The sequence below is a fragment of the Streptomyces sp. HUAS 31 genome (genome assembly GCF_028198125.1).
GTDB lineage: Bacteria > Actinomycetota > Actinomycetes > Streptomycetales > Streptomycetaceae > Streptomyces > Streptomyces chartreusis.
The window spans coordinates 3,586,993-3,606,423 of record NZ_CP116353.1; the positions used below are offsets into that span (position 1 = coordinate 3,586,993).

At 71.2% G+C, this 19,431-nt stretch carries 16 protein-coding genes; 7 read left to right on the forward strand and 9 right to left on the reverse strand.

Features of this window, described 5'->3' with window-relative positions; genetic code table 11:
* Positions 1 to 126: 126 nt before the first annotated feature.
* Together PGH47_RS15800 and PGH47_RS15805 are read right to left on the reverse strand one after the other, a co-directional pair.
* Positions 127 to 1,164 (reverse strand): esterase-like activity of phytase family protein, encoded by a 1,038-nt coding sequence (locus tag PGH47_RS15800; RefSeq protein ID WP_271663973.1) that lies wholly within the window; start codon positions 1,162 to 1,164, stop codon positions 127 to 129.
* A gap of 75 nt (positions 1,165 to 1,239) precedes the next feature.
* Positions 1,240 to 2,109 (reverse strand): serine hydrolase, encoded by an 870-nt coding sequence (locus PGH47_RS15805; protein WP_271663974.1) that lies wholly within the window; start codon positions 2,107 to 2,109, stop codon positions 1,240 to 1,242.
* 196 nt (positions 2,110 to 2,305) lie between these two features.
* Between PGH47_RS15805 and PGH47_RS15810 the strand changes: the two genes are divergently transcribed.
* The 3 genes from PGH47_RS15810 to PGH47_RS15820 all read left to right on the forward strand — a co-directional run bounded on the left by PGH47_RS15810 (position 2,306) and on the right by PGH47_RS15820 (position 5,939).
* Positions 2,306 to 4,549: an ArnT family glycosyltransferase gene (locus PGH47_RS15810; RefSeq protein ID WP_271663975.1), complete on the forward strand. Its 2,244-nt coding sequence runs from the start codon at positions 2,306 to 2,308 to the stop codon at positions 4,547 to 4,549.
* Between the two features lie 210 nt (positions 4,550 to 4,759).
* Positions 4,760 to 5,569 carry an endonuclease I family protein gene (locus PGH47_RS15815; RefSeq protein WP_271663976.1) on the forward strand — a complete coding sequence of 270 codons (810 nt, stop codon included), beginning with the start codon at positions 4,760 to 4,762 and terminating at the stop codon, positions 5,567 to 5,569.
* 118 nt (positions 5,570 to 5,687) lie between these two features.
* Positions 5,688 to 5,939: a hypothetical protein gene (locus PGH47_RS15820; RefSeq protein ID WP_271663977.1), complete on the forward strand. Its 252-nt coding sequence runs from the start codon at positions 5,688 to 5,690 to the stop codon at positions 5,937 to 5,939.
* Here PGH47_RS15820 and PGH47_RS15825 read toward each other — a convergent pair.
* From PGH47_RS15825 to PGH47_RS15835, 3 genes are read right to left on the reverse strand one after another with little or no spacing between them, the layout of a single operon-like run.
* Positions 5,929 to 7,617 (reverse strand): thiamine pyrophosphate-binding protein, encoded by a 1,689-nt coding sequence (locus tag PGH47_RS15825; protein WP_271663978.1) that lies wholly within the window; start codon positions 7,615 to 7,617, stop codon positions 5,929 to 5,931. The genes PGH47_RS15820 and PGH47_RS15825 overlap by 11 nt on opposite strands.
* Complete coding sequence (speB, locus tag PGH47_RS15830) at positions 7,614 to 8,582, reverse strand: agmatinase (RefSeq protein ID WP_107905547.1); 969 nt, start codon at positions 8,580 to 8,582, stop codon at positions 7,614 to 7,616. The genes PGH47_RS15825 and speB overlap by 4 nt, the downstream gene beginning before the upstream one ends.
* 57 nt (positions 8,583 to 8,639) lie before the next feature.
* Positions 8,640 to 10,100: a sodium:solute symporter gene (locus tag PGH47_RS15835; protein WP_271663979.1), complete on the reverse strand. Its 1,461-nt coding sequence runs from the start codon at positions 10,098 to 10,100 to the stop codon at positions 8,640 to 8,642.
* 191 nt (positions 10,101 to 10,291) lie between these two features.
* Between PGH47_RS15835 and PGH47_RS15840 the strand changes: the two genes are divergently transcribed.
* From PGH47_RS15840 to PGH47_RS15850, 3 genes are all read left to right on the forward strand, one after another.
* Positions 10,292 to 11,935, forward strand: coding sequence for a helix-turn-helix domain-containing protein (locus PGH47_RS15840; protein WP_271663980.1), 1,644 nt, complete (start codon positions 10,292 to 10,294; stop codon positions 11,933 to 11,935).
* Between the two features lie 74 nt (positions 11,936 to 12,009).
* Entirely contained in the window at positions 12,010 to 12,801 is a 792-nt protein-coding gene (locus PGH47_RS15845; protein ID WP_271663981.1) for a phosphatase, read from the forward strand.
* Between the two features lie 152 nt (positions 12,802 to 12,953).
* The gene (locus PGH47_RS15850; RefSeq protein WP_271663982.1) at positions 12,954 to 14,126 is read left to right on the forward strand and encodes an acyltransferase family protein; all 1,173 of its coding nucleotides are present in this window, start codon (positions 12,954 to 12,956) and stop codon (positions 14,124 to 14,126) included.
* A gap of 36 nt (positions 14,127 to 14,162) precedes the next feature.
* On the opposite strand, the gene PGH47_RS15855 is transcribed toward PGH47_RS15850, so the two are convergent.
* The 4 genes from PGH47_RS15855 to PGH47_RS15870 all read right to left on the reverse strand — a co-directional run bounded on the left by PGH47_RS15855 (position 14,163) and on the right by PGH47_RS15870 (position 17,690).
* Entirely contained in the window at positions 14,163 to 15,029 is an 867-nt protein-coding gene (locus PGH47_RS15855) for an acyl-CoA thioesterase (RefSeq protein WP_271663983.1), read from the reverse strand.
* A gap of 35 nt (positions 15,030 to 15,064) precedes the next feature.
* Positions 15,065 to 16,222, reverse strand: coding sequence for an acyl-CoA dehydrogenase family protein (locus PGH47_RS15860; RefSeq protein ID WP_214335612.1), 1,158 nt, complete (start codon positions 16,220 to 16,222; stop codon positions 15,065 to 15,067).
* 167 nt (positions 16,223 to 16,389) lie between these two features.
* The gene (locus PGH47_RS15865; RefSeq protein ID WP_271663984.1) at positions 16,390 to 17,031 is read right to left on the reverse strand and encodes a DedA family protein; all 642 of its coding nucleotides are present in this window, start codon (positions 17,029 to 17,031) and stop codon (positions 16,390 to 16,392) included.
* A 62-nt stretch (positions 17,032 to 17,093) separates the two neighbouring features.
* Positions 17,094 to 17,690, reverse strand: coding sequence for an SACE_7040 family transcriptional regulator (locus tag PGH47_RS15870; protein WP_030954494.1), 597 nt, complete (start codon positions 17,688 to 17,690; stop codon positions 17,094 to 17,096).
* Between the two features lie 110 nt (positions 17,691 to 17,800).
* Between PGH47_RS15870 and PGH47_RS15875 the strand changes: the two genes are divergently transcribed.
* Positions 17,801 to 19,417 (forward strand): carboxyl transferase domain-containing protein, encoded by a 1,617-nt coding sequence (locus PGH47_RS15875; protein WP_271663985.1) that lies wholly within the window; start codon positions 17,801 to 17,803, stop codon positions 19,415 to 19,417.
* Positions 19,418 to 19,431: the final 14 nt, after the last annotated feature.

Sequence of the window (19,431 nt, forward strand, 5' to 3'; positions counted from 1 at the left end):
GACGAGCCCGGATTTCATCCCGCCGCAACAGTTCGCTCCGCGGGTGGGGCCATTTTTCGGCTGCGGGTCCGTCGTGGCTAGTCGCGCCCGCGCGGCGGAGCCGCACATCGATACAGCCCCGCGCCCCTAGGGGGTTGTCCGTACCCGCAACGAGTAGAACCGTGTCGTCTGAGCCGCGTTCTGGTTGTCGTCGCTGACCAGCAGTACCTTCAGGCGGCCCTTCGAGTACCCCGTGATCGCCATGCCCTCGATGTTGTCGAGGAGCGGGTTCGGCTGGGGCTGCTTGGCGGTCGCTCCCAGTGACGGGCAGTTCACGATGTCGGCGAGGAGGGTCTTCCCGATCAGGCGTACGCCGTCCTGGCCGGTGAGGTTCTCGACACCGCTCGTGTCCGTCGCGCGGCGCGGGTCGGCCAGGTAGAGGCGGACGGTGTTGCCGACGCCGGCGGTGAAGCCGCGCTCCAGGACGAGGAGGCGGCCGTCGGGGGTGGCCTGGACCTCGGGGACGCCGAGTCCGGTGTCGGTGCGGTAGGCGTACTGCCGGCCGAGCTCGAAGCGGTCGCCCTTGGTCCGGTTCCAGGTCTGGAAGCGGACGATGCCCGCGCTGTCGCCGGCGAGCGCGTACTCCATCGAGGCGAGCAGGGTGCGGCCGCCCGGGAGCAGGGTCAGGCCCTCGAAGGTGCCGTTGGAGACGGCCCGGCCGGCCGGGGCGACCCGCAGCGCGTCCGGGACGGGGAGCCGGTCGAGGATCCTGCCGTCGCGGGAGTAGCGGCGCACGGACGGCTCGGTCTCGCTGGAGACCAGCCGGGTGCCGTCCCGGTCCACGACGAGGCCCTCGGAGTCGAGGGCGGCGCCGCTCTCGTCGGCGAGCGGGACGACACTCTCGGGCGCGAGGGTCCTGCCGTCCAGGCCGAAGAGGGCGGAGCGGTCGGAGACGGCGGCGAGCGAGCCGTCCCGTTCCACGGCGAGCGCGGAGAAGTTGCCGACGAAGGTGCCCTCGTAGGTCGTCTTGTCGAGCGCGTCGGAGAAGCGGTCGATGGAGACGGTGGGCGAACAGGCGTGGCCGGCCGACGAGTCGGGGCGGGCGTTCGCCGGGCCGGCGGCGGTCAGACAGGTGGCCGCCGCCAGGCCCGCCGTGGCGGTCGCGAGTACGGTTCTCAGGCGCATGGAGATCACCGTAGGGCGGGTCGGTGACGCAGGGGAGACCGGCTCATGAAGCGTCGTCCTCGGCTCCCCGGGCCGTCAGCTCGCGGCGAGGTCCTTGTGGATGGCCTTGGCCACGCCCTGGATCGTCGCGATGCCGTAGTTCATGGTGCTGTTGTCGTGGGTCAGCACCGTGATCATGTAGTCGTGGCCGCCGCCCTTGAACGCGCCGACGCTGTGCACCCGCCAGCCGTGCGTCGAGCGGGACAGCCAGCCGTTCTTCACGGCCACGGAGACACCGGACGGCACGCCGTACGGGGTGCCCCAGCGCTGCGAGGAGACGACCTGGCCCATCAGCTTCAGGATGTAGGCGCGGGCGTTGTCGCTGAGCACCGTGTTCTTGGCGGTGATGAGCTTCAGCAGCTTCTGCTCGTCGGTGACGGTGATCTGCGTCAGACCCCAGTAGCCGTCCGCGCCGGGCTTGGTCTGGGTCATGCCGGCCGCCGCGAGGAAGCCCTTGACCTTCGTCAGGCCGAGCTGCTTCCAGAGCGTGCTGGTCGCGGCGTTGTCCGACTTGGTGATCATGTCCTTGCTGAGCTTTGCCTCACGGTCGGTGAGGTAGCGGTTGTGCTTCTTCGCGTCCCACAGCAGCGTGGCCAGCACGGTGACCTTGACGACGCTGGCCGAGTCGTAGGCGCTGGAGGCCCGCAGGCTGCAGTTGGTGTTCGTCGAACGGTCGTACAGACCGACGGCGATCGTGCCCTTGCGGCCCGCGAGGGCCGCCGTGATGTCCTTCTTCAGCTTGTCGGCGAGGCCCGCCTTGGCGGACGTACAGCTGACGGTGGGCGCCGCGGCGGCCGCGGGGCCCGCGGCGATGACCGGTATGAACACACCGGCACCCACGCCCGCCGCGACGACGGCTCTCGCACGTCTGGAAACGCCCCTTGACTTCTCTCTCCCGTGAGTCATGCCCTCAAGACTCGTGAGACCCGGGGAAAGGTTGTACGCGAACGGCACCTGATACACCGTCAGGATATTGCCACGGGATCCGTGCGGCTCCGGGGATCGGCGGCGGCGCGTACCCCTGCTCCCGCCGAGGTGATTTCACAGCCGGCCGCCAGGTACGGCACAGCCCGCACCCACCCCCGCGACACACGATGCGCTGGTGACATCAGCCACCGATCCCCACCCCCACCCGATCGTGACCGCCGACGCGCCCCCGCCGGCACCGCACCGGGCGCCTCCGGACCGGGCACCGCGCTGGTCGCTGCCCGCCCTGATCGCGGTCCTGATCCTGGCGGCGGTGCTGTACTCCTGGAACCTGTCGGGCTCCGGCCTCAACAGCTTCTACAGCGCGGCCGTCCTGAGCGGCACGCAGAGCTGGAAGGCATGGTTCTTCGGCTCGCTGGACGCGGGCAACTTCCTCACCGTCGACAAGCCGCCGTTCGCTCTGATGGTGATGGGGCTGTCCTGCCGTGTGTTCGGCTACGGCACCTGGCAGATGATGCTCCCGATGATCCTTCTCGCGCTGGCGACGATCTGGATCGTGCACGCCTCGGTGAAGCGGGTGTGGAGGCACGGCGCGGCGACGGTGGCCGCGCTGGTCCTTGCCCTGACCCCGATCACGGTCGCCATCAACCGCGACAACAACCCCGACACCCTGCTGGTCTTCCTGATGGCCGGCGGCGCCGCCCTCGCCCTGCGCGCCGTGCGCAACGGCAGGCTGCTGCCCCTGGTCGGCTCCGCGGTCTGCTTCGGCCTCGCCTTCAACACCAAGATGCTCCAGGGCTACATCGCGCTGCCCGCCGTCTTCGCGGTCTACCTGTACGCCGCGAAGCCGGGGCTGGTGAAGCGGATCGTCAACCTGCTGATCGCGGGCGTCGCCCTGGCCGTCTCCAGCTTCTGGTGGGCGGCGGCGGTCTCGCTGGTGCCCGCCGACGACCGCCCCTATATCGGCGGTTCGACGGACGGCACGGCCTGGGACCTGATCATGGGCTACAACGGCCTCGGCCGGATCCTCGGCGGCGACGGCAACGGCGGAGGCGGCGGGGGCGGAGGCGGCGGCTTCTCCGGTACGGCCGGCGTCGGCCGCCTCTTCAACGACATCCTCGGCGGCCAGATCTCGTGGCTGATCCCCTTCGCCGCGATCGCCTGCGCCGGCGGCCTCCTGCTGCGCGGCCGCGCCCCACGCACCGACCCGGCCCGCGCCGCGCTGCTGCTGTGGGGCGGCTGGACGGCCCTGCACTACCTCACCTTCGCCATGGCCGAGGGCACGATGCACCCCTACTACACGACCGCGCTCGCCCCGGGCATCGCGGCGCTGTGCGGTGGCGGCGGCGTGATGCTGCTGCGCGCGTTCCGGACCGACAGGCGGTGGGCGTGGGTGCTGCCGGCGGGACTGGCGGTCACGGCCGTCTGGGCGGTCGTGCTGCTACGCCGTGCCTCCGGCTGGAACACCTGGCTGTGGCCCGCAGTCGCCGTCGTCATGGCGCTGGCGATCGTGGGTCTGCTCGTCTTCCGGTCCGCGACGGGCCTACGGGTACGACTGCTCGCGGCATCCGTGGCGGCGGCGGTCGTCGCGGCGGTGGCGGGCCCGGCGGCGTACGCCTGGTCGGTGCCGTCCGGCTCGGGCGGCGGCATGGGCGGCACGAACCCGACGGCCGGCCCTTCGACGGGGAGCGGCTTCGGCGGCGGGCCCGGTGGTGGCGGCGCTCCAGGTGGCGGTGGCGGCCGGGGCGACTTCGGCGGCGGGCAGTTGCCGGGCGGCACACAGCAGGGCGGCCAGATGCCGGGCGGCGGGAACGGTCAGACTCCCGACGGTGCCGGCGAGATGGGCGGCGCCCCGCCGAACGGCACCGTCCCCGGCGGTACCGCCCCGGGCGGAACGGACACCGGCAGCGGCACCCGGCCCGGCGGCGCGGGCGGCGGCTTCGGTGGCGGCGGCATGGGCGGTGGCGGCATGGGCGGTGGCGCGAGCAGCGAGCTGATCGCCTACCTCAAGAAGCACCAGGACGGCGCCGAGTGGCTCCTCGCGGTGTCGAGTTCGCAGAGCGCCGCACAGCTGATCCTGAGCAGCGGTGAGCCCGTGATCTCCATGTGGGGCTGGTCGGGCAGCGACAAGGCGATGACCCTGGCCAGGCTCAAGGAGCTGGTGAGGAAGGGCGAGCTGCACTACGTCCAGATCGGTGGCGGCGGCATGGGAGGCGGCCCCGGCGGTGGCGGTGACGTCAGCACCGAGGTGACGGAGTGGGTGCAGAGGAACGGGACGGCGGTGAAGGAGAGCGAGTACAGCGCCACGACCGGCTCGGACACCGCCCGGTCCTCCTCATCCTCTTCGTCCTCCTCTTCGCCATCCTCCGAGAGCGACCAGTCCACCGTCTACCGCCTCGACCCGTCGGACGTCGGCTAGCGACACCCGGCACCGCACCACCCCACGGCCCCCGGCTCACCGCCGGGGGCCGTTTCGGCGTGTCAACTCGCGTAGCGCTGCCCCGTTTTGCCGTTCCCCGTCACCCAATGGACACGTGCAAGCCCTCGACAGCACTGCATGTTCATGCCACTCTCCCGTTTGCCGCCTTCGCTCAACCCGCGTAGATCCCCGCGCAGATGGGAACCCCACATGCTGGCGACACACATAGGCCACCGGCGCTGGAAGTCGGTGGCGCTGACGACGGCCGCCGTCCTGGTCGGCCTCACCACCCCCACCCTGACGGCGACTTCGGCCGCCGCCACGACGACCGACTACGACTCGACGTACTACAAGAACGCGATCGGCAAGACCGGCGCGAGCCTGAAGTCGTCCCTGCACACGATCATCAGCAGCCAGACCAAGATCTCGTACTCCGCGGTCTGGAACGCGCTGAAGGTCACCGACCAGGACCCGAACAACAGCAACAACGTGATCCTGCTGTACAGCGGCGTCTCCCGCAGCAAGTCCCTCAACGGCGGTGACGTCGGCGACTGGAACCGCGAGCACACCTGGGCCAAGTCGCACGGCGACTTCGGCGAGGTGACCGGCCCCGGTACCGACCTGCACCACCTGCGCCCGGCCGACGTCCAGGTCAACAGCATCCGCGGGAACCTGGACTTCGACAACGGCGGCAGCACCGTCACCAACGGCGGCGGCAGCAAGGTCGACTCCGACTCCTTCGAGCCGCGCGCCGCCGACAAGGGCGACGTGGCCCGCATGATTCTCTACATGGCCGTGCGCTACGACGGCGGCGACGGCTTCGCCGACCTGGAGCCCAACGAGAAGGTCGGCAACGGCAGCAACCCGTACATGGGCAAGCTCTCCGTCCTCAAGGCGTGGAACGAGCAGGACCCGCCGAGCGCCTTCGAGGAGAAGCGCAACCAGGCCATCTACGACACCTACCAGCACAACCGCAACCCGTTCATCGACCACCCGGAGTGGGTCGAGGCGATCTGGTAGCCGACCGGGCTCCGCTCGGTCCCCGTGGACGCGCCAGGGCCCTCCTCGGCCCCGGCGCGTTCATTCACCACCTGTGCAGCGGAGTTACCTGCGCCGATCCGGTGCCGTTGACCCGGCCATGAAGAAGATCAGCGCGCTCGCCGCGCTCACCATGGCAGCCCTCGTACTCGCCGCCCCGGCTCACGCCGACGACGGCGACCGGGGCCGCATCAGCATCGCCGGCTACTCCGGTTTCGGCCTCTGCAAGGAGACACTCGCGCTCGTCCCATGGGCCCTGCCGCTGACCGGCCCCGCAGTGGACGACGCCTGCCACAACCGCGACCACGACGAGATGCGCGACCGGGCTGCCGGGCCCGCCCTCACACCGTGAGGTGAGTCGGCTCGAACATCCGTAGTACCGCCGGGAGTACGACCACCGAAGGGCCGGGCTCGGACAGGGCCTTGGTCAGGTCGGCCTCCAGGGTCTCCGGGGTCGTGCGGACCCCGGGGACGCCGAAGGACTCGGCCAGGGCTACATAGTCCGGCCGGGTCAGTTCGGTGGCCGTGGCCTCGCCGAAGGCGTCGTTCATGTACTCGCGCAGGATGCCGTAGCCGCCGTCGTCGACGATGAGCCAGGTGACGTTCAGGTCGTACTGGCGGGCCGTCGCGAGCTCGGCGATCGAGTAGAGGGCACCGCCGTCGCCGGACACCGCCAGGACCGGGCGGGTCGGATCGGCCACCGCGCCGCCGAGCGCCGCCGGGAAGCCATAGCCGAGGCCGCCGGCGCCCTGGGCGGAGTGCAGGTGGTTGGGGCCCTTGGCGTCGAAGGCCGACCAGGCCCAGTAGGCCAGGATCGTCATGTCCCAGAAGGACGGGGAGTCGGCGGGCAGGGCGCGGCGCACGGACGCCAGCACCTGCCGCTCCAGAGTGAGTTCCTGGGCGTCGATGCGCTCGGCGACCTTGGCCAGGACCGTCGCCACCCGCTCGGGCGCCGTGGGGTCCGGGCGCTCGGACACCGTCTCCAGCAGGGCCTGCAACGCGAGGCGGGCGTCCGCGTGGATGCCGAGGGCCGGGTGGTTGGACTCCAGCTTGCCGAGGTCGGCCTCGATCTGGACGACCCGGCCGCGCGGCTTGAACGTGTGGTAGTTCGAGGAGAGTTCACCGAGGCCCGAGCCGACGACGAGGAGGACGTCGGCGTCCTCCAGGCAGTCCGTGGTGTGCCGGTCCTCGATCCACGACTGGAGCGACAGCGGGTGGTTCCAGGGGAACGCCCCCTTGCCGCCGGGAGTGGTGACCACCGGCGCCTGGATCAGCTCCGCGAGCTGCCGCAGCTTGCCGCTCGCGTCGGCCCGTACCACTCCCCCGCCCGCGATGATCGCCGGGCGGGCCGCCTTCGACAGCAGGTCGGCGGCCACGGCGGTCAGTTCGATGCGCGGGGGCAGCTCCTCCGGGAACGCGTCGCCGCCCGTCACCACCGGGACCGACGTCTCGGCCAGCAGCACGTCCTGCGGGATCTCCACCCACACCGGGCCGTGCGGGGCCGTCAGCGCCGACTTCCAGGCCGCCTCGATCGCGGACGGGATCTGGGACTGGGTGCGGACGGTGTGCACCGACTTCACCACGCCCCGGAACGAGGCCGCCTGGTCGGGGAGTTCGTGCAGATAGCCGTGCCGGCCGCCGCCCAGGCCCGCCGTGGGGATCTGGCTGCTGATCGCCAGCACCGGCGCGGACGCCGCGGCCGCCTCCTGGAGCGCGGCCAGCGAGGTGAGCGCGCCAGGGCCGGTCGACAGCAACAGCGGGGCCGCCTCGCCGGTCAGCCGGCCGTACGCGTCCGCCGCGAACCCTGCGTTGTTCTCCACGCGCAGACCGATGTAGCGCAGATCGCTGCGGCGCAGGGCGTCGAACATGCCGAGGGCGTGCTGGCCGGGGAGGCCGAAGACCGTCGTCGTGCCGAGCGCCGCCAGCGTCTCCACGACCAGGTCCCCGCCGTTGCGGCCGGGTGGAGGGTTCAGCGCCGCCTCCGTCTGGGCGGCGGTGGGGCGGAGTACCAGGTCGTGGTCGTGAGTCACTTCGCGCGGGCCTCTGCAATCTGGCGGGACATGATCGTGGTCAGTTCGTACGCGGTGTGCGAGGCCGCCACCGACGTGATCTCGGCGTGGTCGTACGCCGGGGCCACCTCGACGACGTCCGCCGACACCAGGTTGCAGGATGCCAGCCCGCGCAGGATCTCCAGCAGTTCGCGCGAGGTCATGCCGCCGGCCTCGGGGGTGCCGGTGCCGGGCGCGTGGGCCGGGTCGAGGCAGTCGATGTCGATGGAGATGTACAGCGGGCGGTCGCCGATGCGCTGGCGCAGCTGGTCGGCGACCTCGTCGGCGCCGCGGCGGTAGATGTCCGCCGAGGTGACGATGCCGAAGCCCATCTTCTCGTCGTCGGTGAGGTCCTGCTTGCCGTACAGCGGGCCGCGGGTGCCGACGTGGGAGAGCGCCTCGGTGTCGAGGATGCCCTCCTCCACCGCGCGCCGGAACGGGGTGCCGTGGGTGTACTCGGCGCCGAAGTACGTGTCCCAGGTGTCGAGGTGGGCGTCGAAGTGCAGCAGCGCGACGGGGCCGTGCTTCTTGGCGACCGAGCGCAGCAGCGGCAGCGCGATGGTGTGGTCGCCGCCGAGCGTCATCATGCGGGCGCCGGTGCCGAGGAGGTCGTCGGCGGCGGCCTCGATCGTCTCGACGGCCTCGTTGATGTTGAACGGGTTCGCGGCGATGTCACCGGCGTCCGCGACCTGGGCGAGCGCGAACGGGGACGCGTCCTGCGCCGGGTTGTACGGGCGCAGCAGCCGGGACGCCTCGCGGATGGCGTTGCCGCCGAAGCGGGCGCCCGGCCGGTACGAGACGCCCGAGTCGAACGGCACACCGACCACGGCGACGTCGGCGCGGCCGACCTCGTCGAGGCGCGGGAGCCGGGCGAAGGTCGCGGGTCCGGCGTACCGCGGGATGCGGGAGGAGTCGACGGGGCCGCGGGGCGTCTCGTAGCTGCTCATGTGGAAATGCCTTCTTTCCTACGCTTCATCGCGTATGCGGGATATCTACCTACGACTCTACTGGTGAGCCGGTACCGGTTCGGACACGAGTTCGGGGTCCCGCCCGGCCAGGCGCTCGCGCCAGGCGGCGAGTACGGCCGCGTCGGTCGGCTTCGTCATCAGGGAGACGACGAGGTACGCGGCGAGGGAGGCCAGCAGGCCGTAGTACACGGGCTCGTTGGCCAGGATGCCGTGGGTCGCCATCAGGGTGATCACCGCGACGCCGCCGACCACGACCGAGGCGAGTGCTCCCTGCGCGGTGCCGCGTCGCCACAGCAGCCCGCCGAGGATCGGCACGAGCAGTCCGCCGACCAGCAGGTTGTAGGCGACGGTCAGCGCCTCGACGACGTTGTTCAGCGCGATGGCCGTACCGATCACGGCGAGGCCCATGATGAGGATGAACGCGCGGTTGCCCTTGACCTCGTCGTGCGCCTCCCCGTCCGGGCGGACCACGCCGCGCAGCCGGGACCAGATGTCGTTGTTGGCGACGGTCGCGCAGGCGATCAGCGCGCCGGAGGAGGTGGACATCACCGCGGCGAGGGCGGCGGCGAGCACCAGGCCCCGCACACCCATGGGCAGTTCGTCCTTGACGATGGTCGCGAAGGCGTCGTCCGGGCTGCCGAGCTTGGGGTAGAGCACCTTGGCCGCGGTGCCGATGACGGCGCCGGCGAGGGCGTAGGCGAGACAGTAGGTACCGGCGACGGTGCCGCCCCACTTGGCGGTCCTGTCGCTGCGCGCGGTGAACACGCGCTGCCAGATGTCCTGCCCGATCAGCATGCCGAAGGTGTAGATCAGGACGTAGGTGAAGATCGTCTCGCCGCCGATGCCCAGCGGGTCGAAGTACTCGGTCGGCAGCTTCGCCTTCATCTCGCTGAACCCGCCGGCCTTGACGACGGCGATGGGCAGGAGCAGCAGGAGCACGCCGATCGTCTTGACGACGAACTGCACCATGTCGGTGAGGGTGATCGACCACATGCCGCCGAGCGTGGAGTAGGCGACGACGATGGAGCCGCCGAGGATGATCGCGACGGTGCGGTTCATGTCGAAGAGGACGTCGAAGATCGTGGCGTACGCGATGGTCGACGTGACGGCGAGCATGAGGGTGTACGCCCACATGACGAGGCCGGAGATGACGCCGGCCCGGCCGCCGTAGCGCAGGTCGAGCATCTCGGAGACGGTGTAGACCTTCAGCCGGGCTATGCGGGCGGAGAAGAAGACACTCAGCGCGAGCAGGCCGAGGCCGATGGTGAACACCATCCAGGCGCCGGAGAGCCCGTACTGGTAGCCGAGGCCCACGCCGCCGATGGTGGACGCGCCGCCGAGGACGATCGCCGCCATGGTGCCGGAGTACATCGTCGGGCCGAGCCGGCGGCCGGCGACCAGGAACTCGCTCTTGGACTTGGCGCGGCGCATGCCCCACCAGCCCATGGCCAGCATGCCGGCCAGATAGACGACGATGACGGTGTAATCGACGGCCATGGTGGGGCCTCCTTCGCGCAACTTCCGGTGGCGTGTCGTGCGTATGGGGGGTGGGGACGGTCGGCAGCGGCTCGCGGGGACATCCGCCCGTACCCGCGGCTGCCGGTCTGGAACGACAGTAGGTGGCCGGAAAGTGACTGCGAAGTGTACGTTTCATCCATCCGAGACTGCGCGAGTGTAGGAAACGTCCCATGCCGGATCCCGCTGTTCCGCCCACCCCACCCGTAGCGCTGTCGGCGCTCCTGGCCCGTGAGGATCTGGGCCTGCGCCAGATCGCCGGCCCGAAGGACACGAACACGGTGATCCACTGGGCGCACACCTCGGAGATGGCCGATCCGTACCCCTATCTGCTGGGCGGGGAGCTGCTGCTGTCGGCCGGGGTGCACGTTCCGGAGGCGGTGGGGTCGGGGACGTACTTCGACGACTACGTGTCGCGGATCGTCGCGGCGGGCGGCGCCGCTCTCGGCTTCGGCCTGGCCCCGGTGCACGACACGGTGCCGCGCGCCCTGGTGGAGGCCTGCGACACCTACGAGCTGCCCCTGCTGGAGGTCCCGCCGCAGACCACGTTCTCCGGCGTGGCCCGCGCGGTCTGGCAGCTCATGGCCCAGGCCCGCCATGCCGAACTGCGCCGGGTGACGGAGGCCCAGCAGAGCCTGGCGGCCGCGGCCTCCCGCCCGGATCCGGTGCGAGCGGTACTGCGTCAACTGGCCCAGCGGGTGGGCGGTTGGGCGGTGCTGTACGGGCCGGAGGGCGCGGAGAGCGCCTCGGCGGGACGCGCGCCGGACGGGCACGGGCAGGAAGCCGCGTCCGCCGGGCGGGCGGCCGAAGCCACGGCGGCCGGGCGGGCGGCCGAAGCCACGGCTGCCGGGCGGGCCGCCGAAATCGCGGCTGCCGGGCGGGCCGCCGAAGCCACGGCTGCCGGGTGGGCGGCCGAAATCACGGCTGCCGGGCGCAAGCCGGGGGACGTGGTGCGTGGGGCGCTGGCCGGGCTCGCGGCGGTCGTACGCCCCTCGGGCCCCGGGACGCCCACCTCCGCCACCGACACCGCCGCCGGCACCCACCTCGCCGCCTATGCCCTCGGCGCGGGCCAGGGCTTCGTCCTCGGTGTCGCCGCCCCGCACCGGGACACCGGCGACCACACCATCGCCTCCGTGGCGGCGGTGCTGCTCTCCCTTCTCACCGGCGAGCACCAGAGCGGCTCCGGCGCGGCCCGCTCCTCCGCGCTCGTGCGGCTGCTGCTGGGCGCCGAGCCGGAGGAGGTGGCCCCGCTGCTGGGCAGCGGCGGCTGGCTCGTGGTGCACGGCAGCCCCGACGCCCAGCCCTGCGACCCCGTCGCGGCCGCCGCACTGGGCGCCGCCCTCGGCTCCCCGCTGGTCGACCTCGCCCGGGACGTCGTACGCGTCCTCGTCCCGGCCGACCGCGAACCCGCCCCGCAGCCCGGCTGGACCCTGGGCGTCAGCGCCCCCGCGACCGCGCGCGACTGGCCGGCCGCCGACACCCAGGCGGCCCGTGCCCTGTCCCGCGCGCGGGCCACCCGGGCGCCCCTGCACCGGCACGGCACCCACCGCCCGGCCCTCACCGACCTGCTCTCCCCCGGCGAGGCCGAGGCTCACGCCCGCGCACTGCTCGCGCCCCTCACCCCGCCCCTCGCCGAGACGCTGCGCACCTGGCTCTCGCTGCACGGCAGCTGGGACCGCACGGCCGTGGCCCTCGCCGTGCACCGCAACACCGTCCGCCAGCGCGTCGCCCGCTGCGCGGCACTGCTCGGCACGGACCTGGACGACCCGGACGTACGCATGGAGCTGTGGTTCGCCCTGCGGCACGGCGAGCGGTGATCCACACAGTGACCCGCGTCGCACGCACCCCGGACGCGGCCGTTCCCGTAGTTGTCTGCCTCACAATGGGAACCATGCCGATACCCGGGACACCCAGCCGCGCCGAGCTCGTCGACCACCTCGTCAGAACCCGTATCGCGGGCGACGTCGCCACTCCCCGCGAGAACAACCTCTCCCACTACCGCAAGCTGGCGAACGGCGACCGCCACTACTGGCTCGGCCTGGAGCTCGGCGAACGCTGGACCGACGAGCAGGACGTGCTCGCGGTGATGGCGGAGCGCGTCGGCGTGAACGACGACGCCGAGCACCGGCACGGCCAGGACACCATCGACCCCGAGCTGACCGTGGCCGCGCTGGAGCGCATGGCGGCCCGGCTGCGCAAGGCCGCGGACGGCGGCCAGCGGGTCCTGTTCGCGACCGGCCACCCGGGCGGCCTGCTGGACGTGCACCGCGCGACGGCCGACGCGCTGCGCGGCGCCGGCTGCGAGATCGTCGTCATTCCCGAGGGCCTCCAGACCGACGAGGGCTACGTCATGCAGTTCGCGGACGTCGCGGTCCTCGAACACGGCGCCACCCTCTGGCACACCCACTCCGGCGAGCCCATGAAGGCCATCCTCAAGGGCCTTGAGCGCGAGGGACGTCCGCTGCCCGACCTCGTCGTGGCCGACCACGGCTGGGCGGGATACGCCGGCCAGCACGGCGTGGACTCCGTCGGCTACGCCGACTGCAACGACCCGGCGCTGTTCCTCGCGGAGTCGGAGGGCACGGTGCAGGTCGTGGTGCCGCTGGACGACCACGTCGTCAGCCCCCGCCACTACGACCCGATGACCGCCTATCTGCTGCGCGAGGCCGGCCTGGCCGAGTAGGGGGTTGTACCGGCCCACGTTGAAATCTCGGCGAACGCTGCCGGATTTCTTCGTGGAGGTCGCGTCCCTGCACACATCCCCCTGAGACACGTCTCTGTCTGTTCAACCGGAAACAGAAGTGACGGAGTTTCTCAGGGGAACGGATGTTGCTGATGCGCGGACTTGATACTGGACACACGGCTCTGCTGCGGGCGCCGGGCGCGATACGCGTGCCCTCGCAGCCGCTCCCCCCGCCGACCGAGACGGCGCCCGCCCGGGAGGGCCGCCGGCTGTACGTCATCGACGGTGTACGGCTGCTCGCCGCGCTGCTGGTGGCGGTGCACCACTACACGGGCACCGACCGGCTCGACCGGCCCGGCAACCCCGTCTGGGACCGCCCGGTGTCCGAGATCATGCCCACGGTGTTCCACTTCTCCGCCTACGGCTGGATCGGCGTCGAGGTCTTCTTCGTCATCAGCGGCTTCGTGATCTGCATGTCGTGCTGGGGCCGCACCCCACGGCAGTTCTTCGTCTCCCGGGTCATCCGGCTCTATCCGGCGTACTGGTTCGCCGTCCTCTTCACCACGGCCGTCGTCGTGGCCCTGCCGGGGGTGTGGGAGCGCCTGCGGATGCGGGACATCCTGCTCAACCTCACGATGCTCCAGTCCGGTTCGGCCTCGCCGCACGTCGACGGCGTCTACTGGACCCTGTGGACGGAGCTGCGGTTCTACCTGCTCTTCCTCGTGGTCGTCGCCATGGGGCTCACCTACCGCAGAGTCGTGGTGTTCTGCTGCGTCTGGGGCACCGCCGCGATGCTCGCGCCGGTCTCCGAGCTGCGCCTGATGATCCTGATCGTGAACCCGGTCGCGGCCTGGTTCTTCATCGCCGGTCTGGTGCTGTACCTGATGTACCGCTTCGGCCAGGACCTGCTGCTGTGGGGCATGCTGACCATGTCCTGGCTGATGGCGCAGGTGGAGCTGGGGCGCCGGATCGAATCGGTCGAGCACGTCTCGGGCTGGCGCGGCAGCGCGCTGATCTACACGGCGTTCCTGCTGTTCATGGTCGCCGTCGCGCTCGGGTACACGGACGGGATCCGCTGGAAGTGGCTGGTCACCGCCGGGGCGCTGACGTATCCGCTGTATCTGACGCACTACCTCGCCGGCACGGTCCTGATCAGCCGGCTGCGGGACACGATGGACCCGCGGCTGCTGGTCGCCGTGGTGATCGCGGTGTTCCTGGTGCTGAGTTGGCTGGTGCACCGGTGCGTGGAGCGCCCGGCGGCGAGGCTGATCAAGCGCGGTCTGGACACGTCGTTCGCCCGGCTGCGGAACGCGACGCGGGCCTGAGGTGCCGGGGCCGGCGGGCCCCGGCGCTCGGCGTGTTCAGCGTGGGACGCGGACCACGCCCTCCTGGATCACGGACACCGCGAGCCGCCCGTCCTGTGTGTAGATCCGCGCCTGGCCGAGCCCGCGCCCGCCGAACGCCGACGGCGACTCCTGGTCGTACAGCAGCCACTCGTCGGCCCGGAAGGGCCGGTGGAACCACATCGCGTGGTCCAGCGAGGCGCCGACCACGTCCCCGACCGCCCAGCCGCCCCTGCCGTGCGCGAGCAGGACGGAGTCGAGGAGGGTCATGTCGGAGACGTACGTGGCGAGCACGACGTGCAGGAGCGGGTCGTCGGCGAGCTTGCCGTTGGTGCGGAACCAGACCTGGGAGTGCGGCTCGCGCGGCTCGCCGAACTTTCCGTACGGCGGCTCGTCGACATAGCGCAGGTCGACCGCCTGGCGTGCCTCCAGGAACCGCTCCACGACCCCCGCGTCGAGGTGGTCGTACCCGCGCAGGCGCTCCTGGGAGGTGGGCAGCGACTCCGGGTCGGGTGAGGGGGGCATCGGGGTCTGGTGGTCCAGGCCCTCCTCGTACGTCTGGAAGGACGCCGACAGCGCGAAGATCGGCTTGCCGTGCTGGACGGCGACCACGCGGCGGGTGGTGAAGGAGCGGCCGTCGCGCATCCGGTCGACGTTGTAGACGATGGGCGCGCCCGGGTCCCCCATGCGCAGGAAGTACGCGTGCAGGGAGTGGGCGGGCCGGTCCGCGGGCACCGTGCGGCCGGCGGCTACGAGCGCCTGGGCCGCGACCTGCCCGCCGAAGACCCGGGGGACGACGGCGGACCGGGACTGGCCACGGAAGATGTCCTCCTCGATCTGCTCCAGGTCGAGCAGATCGAGGAGGTCCTGAAGTGCCTCGTTCATGGCACCTTTTCTACTGGCAGGGGATGTCAGGAGCCTTAGAGGCCCATGTCCTTCGCGATGATCGACTTCATGATCTCGCTGGTGCCGCCGTAGATGCGGTTGACGCGGTTGTCCGCGTACAGGCGAGCGATCGGGTACTCGTTCATGAAGCCGTAGCCGCCGTGCAGCTGGAGGCAGCGGTCGATCACCCGGTGGGCGACCTCGGTGCAGAAGAGCTTCGCGGAGGCGGCCTCGGCGGGGGTCAGCTCACCGGCGTCCAGGGCCTCCAGGGCGCGGTCGGCGACGGCCTCGGCCGCGTCCACCTCGGCCTGGCAGGCGGCCAGCTCGAACTTGGTGTTCTGGAAGGCGGCGACGGGCTTGCCGAAGACGGTGCGCTCGGTGACGTACTGCTGGGCGAACCGCACGGCGGCCTTGGCCTGCGCGTAGGCGCCGAAGGCGATGCCCCAGCGCTCGGAGGCCAGGTTGTGGCCGAGGTAGTAGAAGCCCTTGTTCTCCTCGCCGAGGAGGTCCTCGACGGGCACCTTGACGTCGACGAAGGCGAGCTCGGCGGTGTCGGAGGTGCGCAGGCCCAGCTTGTCCAGCTTGCGGCCGATGGAGTAGCCCTCGGACTTGGTGTCGACGGCGAACAGGGAGATGCCGTGGCGGCGGTCCTCGGCGCTGGGGGCGTCGGTGCGGGCGCAGACGATCACGCGGTCGGCGTGCACGCCACCGGTGATGAAGGTCTTGGAGCCGTTGAGGACGTAGTGCGTGCCGTCCTCGGAGAGCTTGGCGGTGGTCTTCATGCCCGCGAGGTCGGAGCCGGTGCCCGGCTCGGTCATCGCGAGCGCCCACATCTCCTCGCCGGAGACGAACTTCGGCAGGAAGCGCTTCTTCTGCTCGTCGCTGGCGAGCATCTTGATGTACGGCAGGCCGAGCAGCACGTGCACGCCGGAGCCGCCGAACTGCACACCGGCGCGGGCGGTCTCCTCGTACATCACCGCCTCGAACTTGTACGAGTCGATGCCGGCGCCGCCGAACTCCTCGTCGACGCGGATGCCGAAGACGCCCAGCTCGGCGAGCTTGTAGTAGAAGTCGCGGGGCGCCTGGCCCGCCGCGAACCACTCGTCGTAGACCGGCACGACCTCGGCCTCGATGAAGGCGCGGATGGTCTCCCGGAACGCCTCGTGATCCTCACTGAACACCGTACGGCGCACCGCCGCCACCCTTCTCTGCGCCTAAACCGGCGCCGCTCTCGCGTACCTGGTTGCTCGCCGTAGGGGTTGCTCAATTGATGGCTGCGGTCCCATGGCTAAGCGCTTGCTCACTCAACCGTACCGGCGAGTATCCACAGGCGTCCAGAGGTCAAGGTCAGTAACGCTCGTCACGCTCGCAGGCGTGTGCGGAGCAGCCGTGCGGCCACGAAGGCCAGGGCCGCGACCGCCACGGCCGCCAGGATCACCTTGGAGTAGAGGCCGACCACGTCGGTGACCTCGCGCCAGCGTGCACCGAGGGCGTAGCCGCCGGCGATGAAGGCGGTGTTCCAGATGAGACTGCCGGCCGCGGTGAGGGCGAGGAAGACCGGCAGCCGCATGCGTTCGACGCCGGCCGGTATCGAGATCAGGCTGCGGAAGATGGGCACGAAGCGGCCGAAGAAGACGGCCTTGGTGCCGTGCCGGACGAACCACGCCTCGGTCCGCTCCACGTCCGCGACCTTCACCAGCGGCAGCCGGGCCGCCGCCGCGATCACCCGGTCCCGCCCGAAGAGCGCGCCGAGCAGATACAGCGCCAGCGCGCCCACCACCGAACCCGCGGTAGTCCACGCGATCGCGGCGAACACGTCCATCCGGCCCTGGCTCGCGGTGAACCCCGCCAGCGGCAGGATCACCTCGCTCGGCAGCGGCGGAAAGAGGTTCTCCAGGGCGATGGCCAGTCCGGCACCCGGGCCGCCCAGCGTCTCCATGAGGTCGGCGGCCCAGCCGGCCACTCCACCGACCGGCGCCTCGGCCTCAGCAGCAAAGATCATGCCGCCACTTTACGAAGTCTTGACCTAAAGGCGGCATGAAGAAGGGCGCACGCCCTCCCGCCTCACTCCGCCCCGGCCGCCCCGAACGCCCCCCGCGCCATCCGGTGCAACAGCACCGCCGTGACGCCCCGGCCCGGGAGCGCCCCCGGCCGGCCCAGGTGCGGTGTCGAGTTGAGCAGGCCGAAGACCGAGTGCACGGCGGAGCGGGCCGTCGGTTCGGTCAGGCCCGGGTAGACCTCGCGGACCACCTCCACCCACAGCTCGACGTACTGCCGCTGGAGCTGGCGCACGAGCTTGCGGTCGCTGTCGCGCAGGCGGTCCAGCTCGCGGTCGTGCAGGGTGATCAGGGGGCGGTCGTCGAGGGCGAAGTCGATGTGGCCCTCGATGAGGGAGTCGAGGACCGCCTCGGCCGGCACCCCGTCGGCCTCCGCCAGGCGCCGCTTCGCGCCCGTCAGCAGCTGACCGCTGATGCCGACCAGCAGCTCGGCGAGCATCGCGTCCTTGCCGGCGAAGTGCCGGTAGAGACCGGGGCCGCTGATGCCCACGGCGGCGCCTATCTCGTCGACTCCGACGCCGTGGAACCCGCGCTCGGCGAAGAGCCGCGCGGCCTCCTTGAGGATCTGTTCGCGGCGGGTCGGGGCGTCGGTTCTGGTGGCCATGCGAGCAATTCTAGACAGGGAGGTTAGCGGTCGTTAACCTGAAGGAAATGGTTAACGCTCATTAACCAGTCGCTCATGAACAGTCGATCACTGGGTGAGGGGACCGCAGGATGCATGAGGCACCGGAGCTCCACAGCGCGGCAGATCCCGCGTCGGAGGCCTTTCGGTCCAACGAGGAGGCCCACCGGGCGCTCGGCGAGGAGCTGCGCGGCAAACTCGCCGCGGCCCGGCTCGGCGGCGGCGAGAAGGCCCGCGCCCGGCACACCGCACGCGGCAAGCTGCTGCCGCGGGACCGGGTGGACACCCTCCTCGACCCCGGATCGCCCTTCCTTGAGCTCGCTCCCCTCGCCGCCGACGGGATGTACGACGGGCAGGCCCCGGCCGCCGGCGTCATCGCCGGCATCGGGCGGGTCAGCGGGCGCGAGTGCGTGATCGTCGCCAATGACGCCACCGTCAAGGGCGGCACGTACTACCCGATGACCGTGAAGAAGCACCTGCGCGCGCAGGAGGTGGCCCTGGAGAACCGGCTGCCGTGCCTGTACCTGGTCGACTCGGGCGGCGCCTTCCTGCCGATGCAGGACGAGGTCTTCCCGGACCGGGAGCACTTCGGGCGGATCTTCTACAACCAGGCCCGGATGTCGGGTGCGGGCATCCCGCAGATCGCGGCCGTCCTCGGCTCGTGCACCGCGGGCGGCGCCTACGTCCCCGCCATGAGCGACGAGGCCGTCATCGTCCGGGGCCAGGGCACGATCTTCCTCGGCGGTCCCCCGCTGGTGAAGGCCGCGACCGGCGAGGTCGTCACCGCGGAGGAGCTCGGCGGCGGCGAGGTCCACTCGCGGGTGTCCGGCGTGACCGACCACCTCGCGGAGGACGACGCGCACGCGCTGCGGATCGTGCGCAACATCGTCGCCACCCTCCCCTCGCGCCGGACCCTCCCCTGGGAGGTGGTGCCCGCCGCGGAACCGAAGGTCGACCCCTACGGCCTCTACGGCGCCGTCCCCGTCGACTCCCGCACCCCCTACGACGTGCGCGAGATCATCGCGCGCGTGGTCGACGGCTCCCGCTTCTCGGAGTTCAAGTCCGAGTTCGGGCAGACCCTGGTCACCGGCTTCGCCCGGATCCACGGCCACCCGGTCGGCATCGTCGCCAACAACGGCATCCTGTTCTCCGAGTCCGCCCAGAAGGGCGCCCACTTCATCGAGCTGTGCGACCAGCGCGGCATCCCGCTGGTCTTCCTGCAGAACATCTCCGGGTTCATGGTCGGCAAGGACTACGAGGCCGGCGGCATCGCCAAGCACGGCGCCAAGATGGTGACGGCGGTCGCCTGCACGCGCGTGCCGAAGCTGACGGTCGTCGTCGGCGGCTCGTACGGCGCGGGGAACTACTCCATGTGCGGGCGGGCGTACTCACCCCGCTTCCTGTGGATGTGGCCCAACGCCAAGATCTCCGTCATGGGGGGCGAACAGGCCGCCTCGGTCCTCGCGACCGTCAAGCGCGACCAGTTGGAGGCGCGCGGCGAGGACTGGCCCGCGGAGGCCGAGGAGTCCTTCAAGGCGCCCGTCCGGGAGCAGTACGAACGCCAGGGCAACGCCTACTACGCCACCGCCCGCCTCTGGGACGACGGCGTCATCGACCCGATGGAGACCCGGCAGGTGCTGGGCCTGGCACTGACCGCCTGCGGCAACGCGCCCCTGGGTGACCCCCAGTTCGGCGTCTTCCGGATGTGAGGGGGACCTTGATG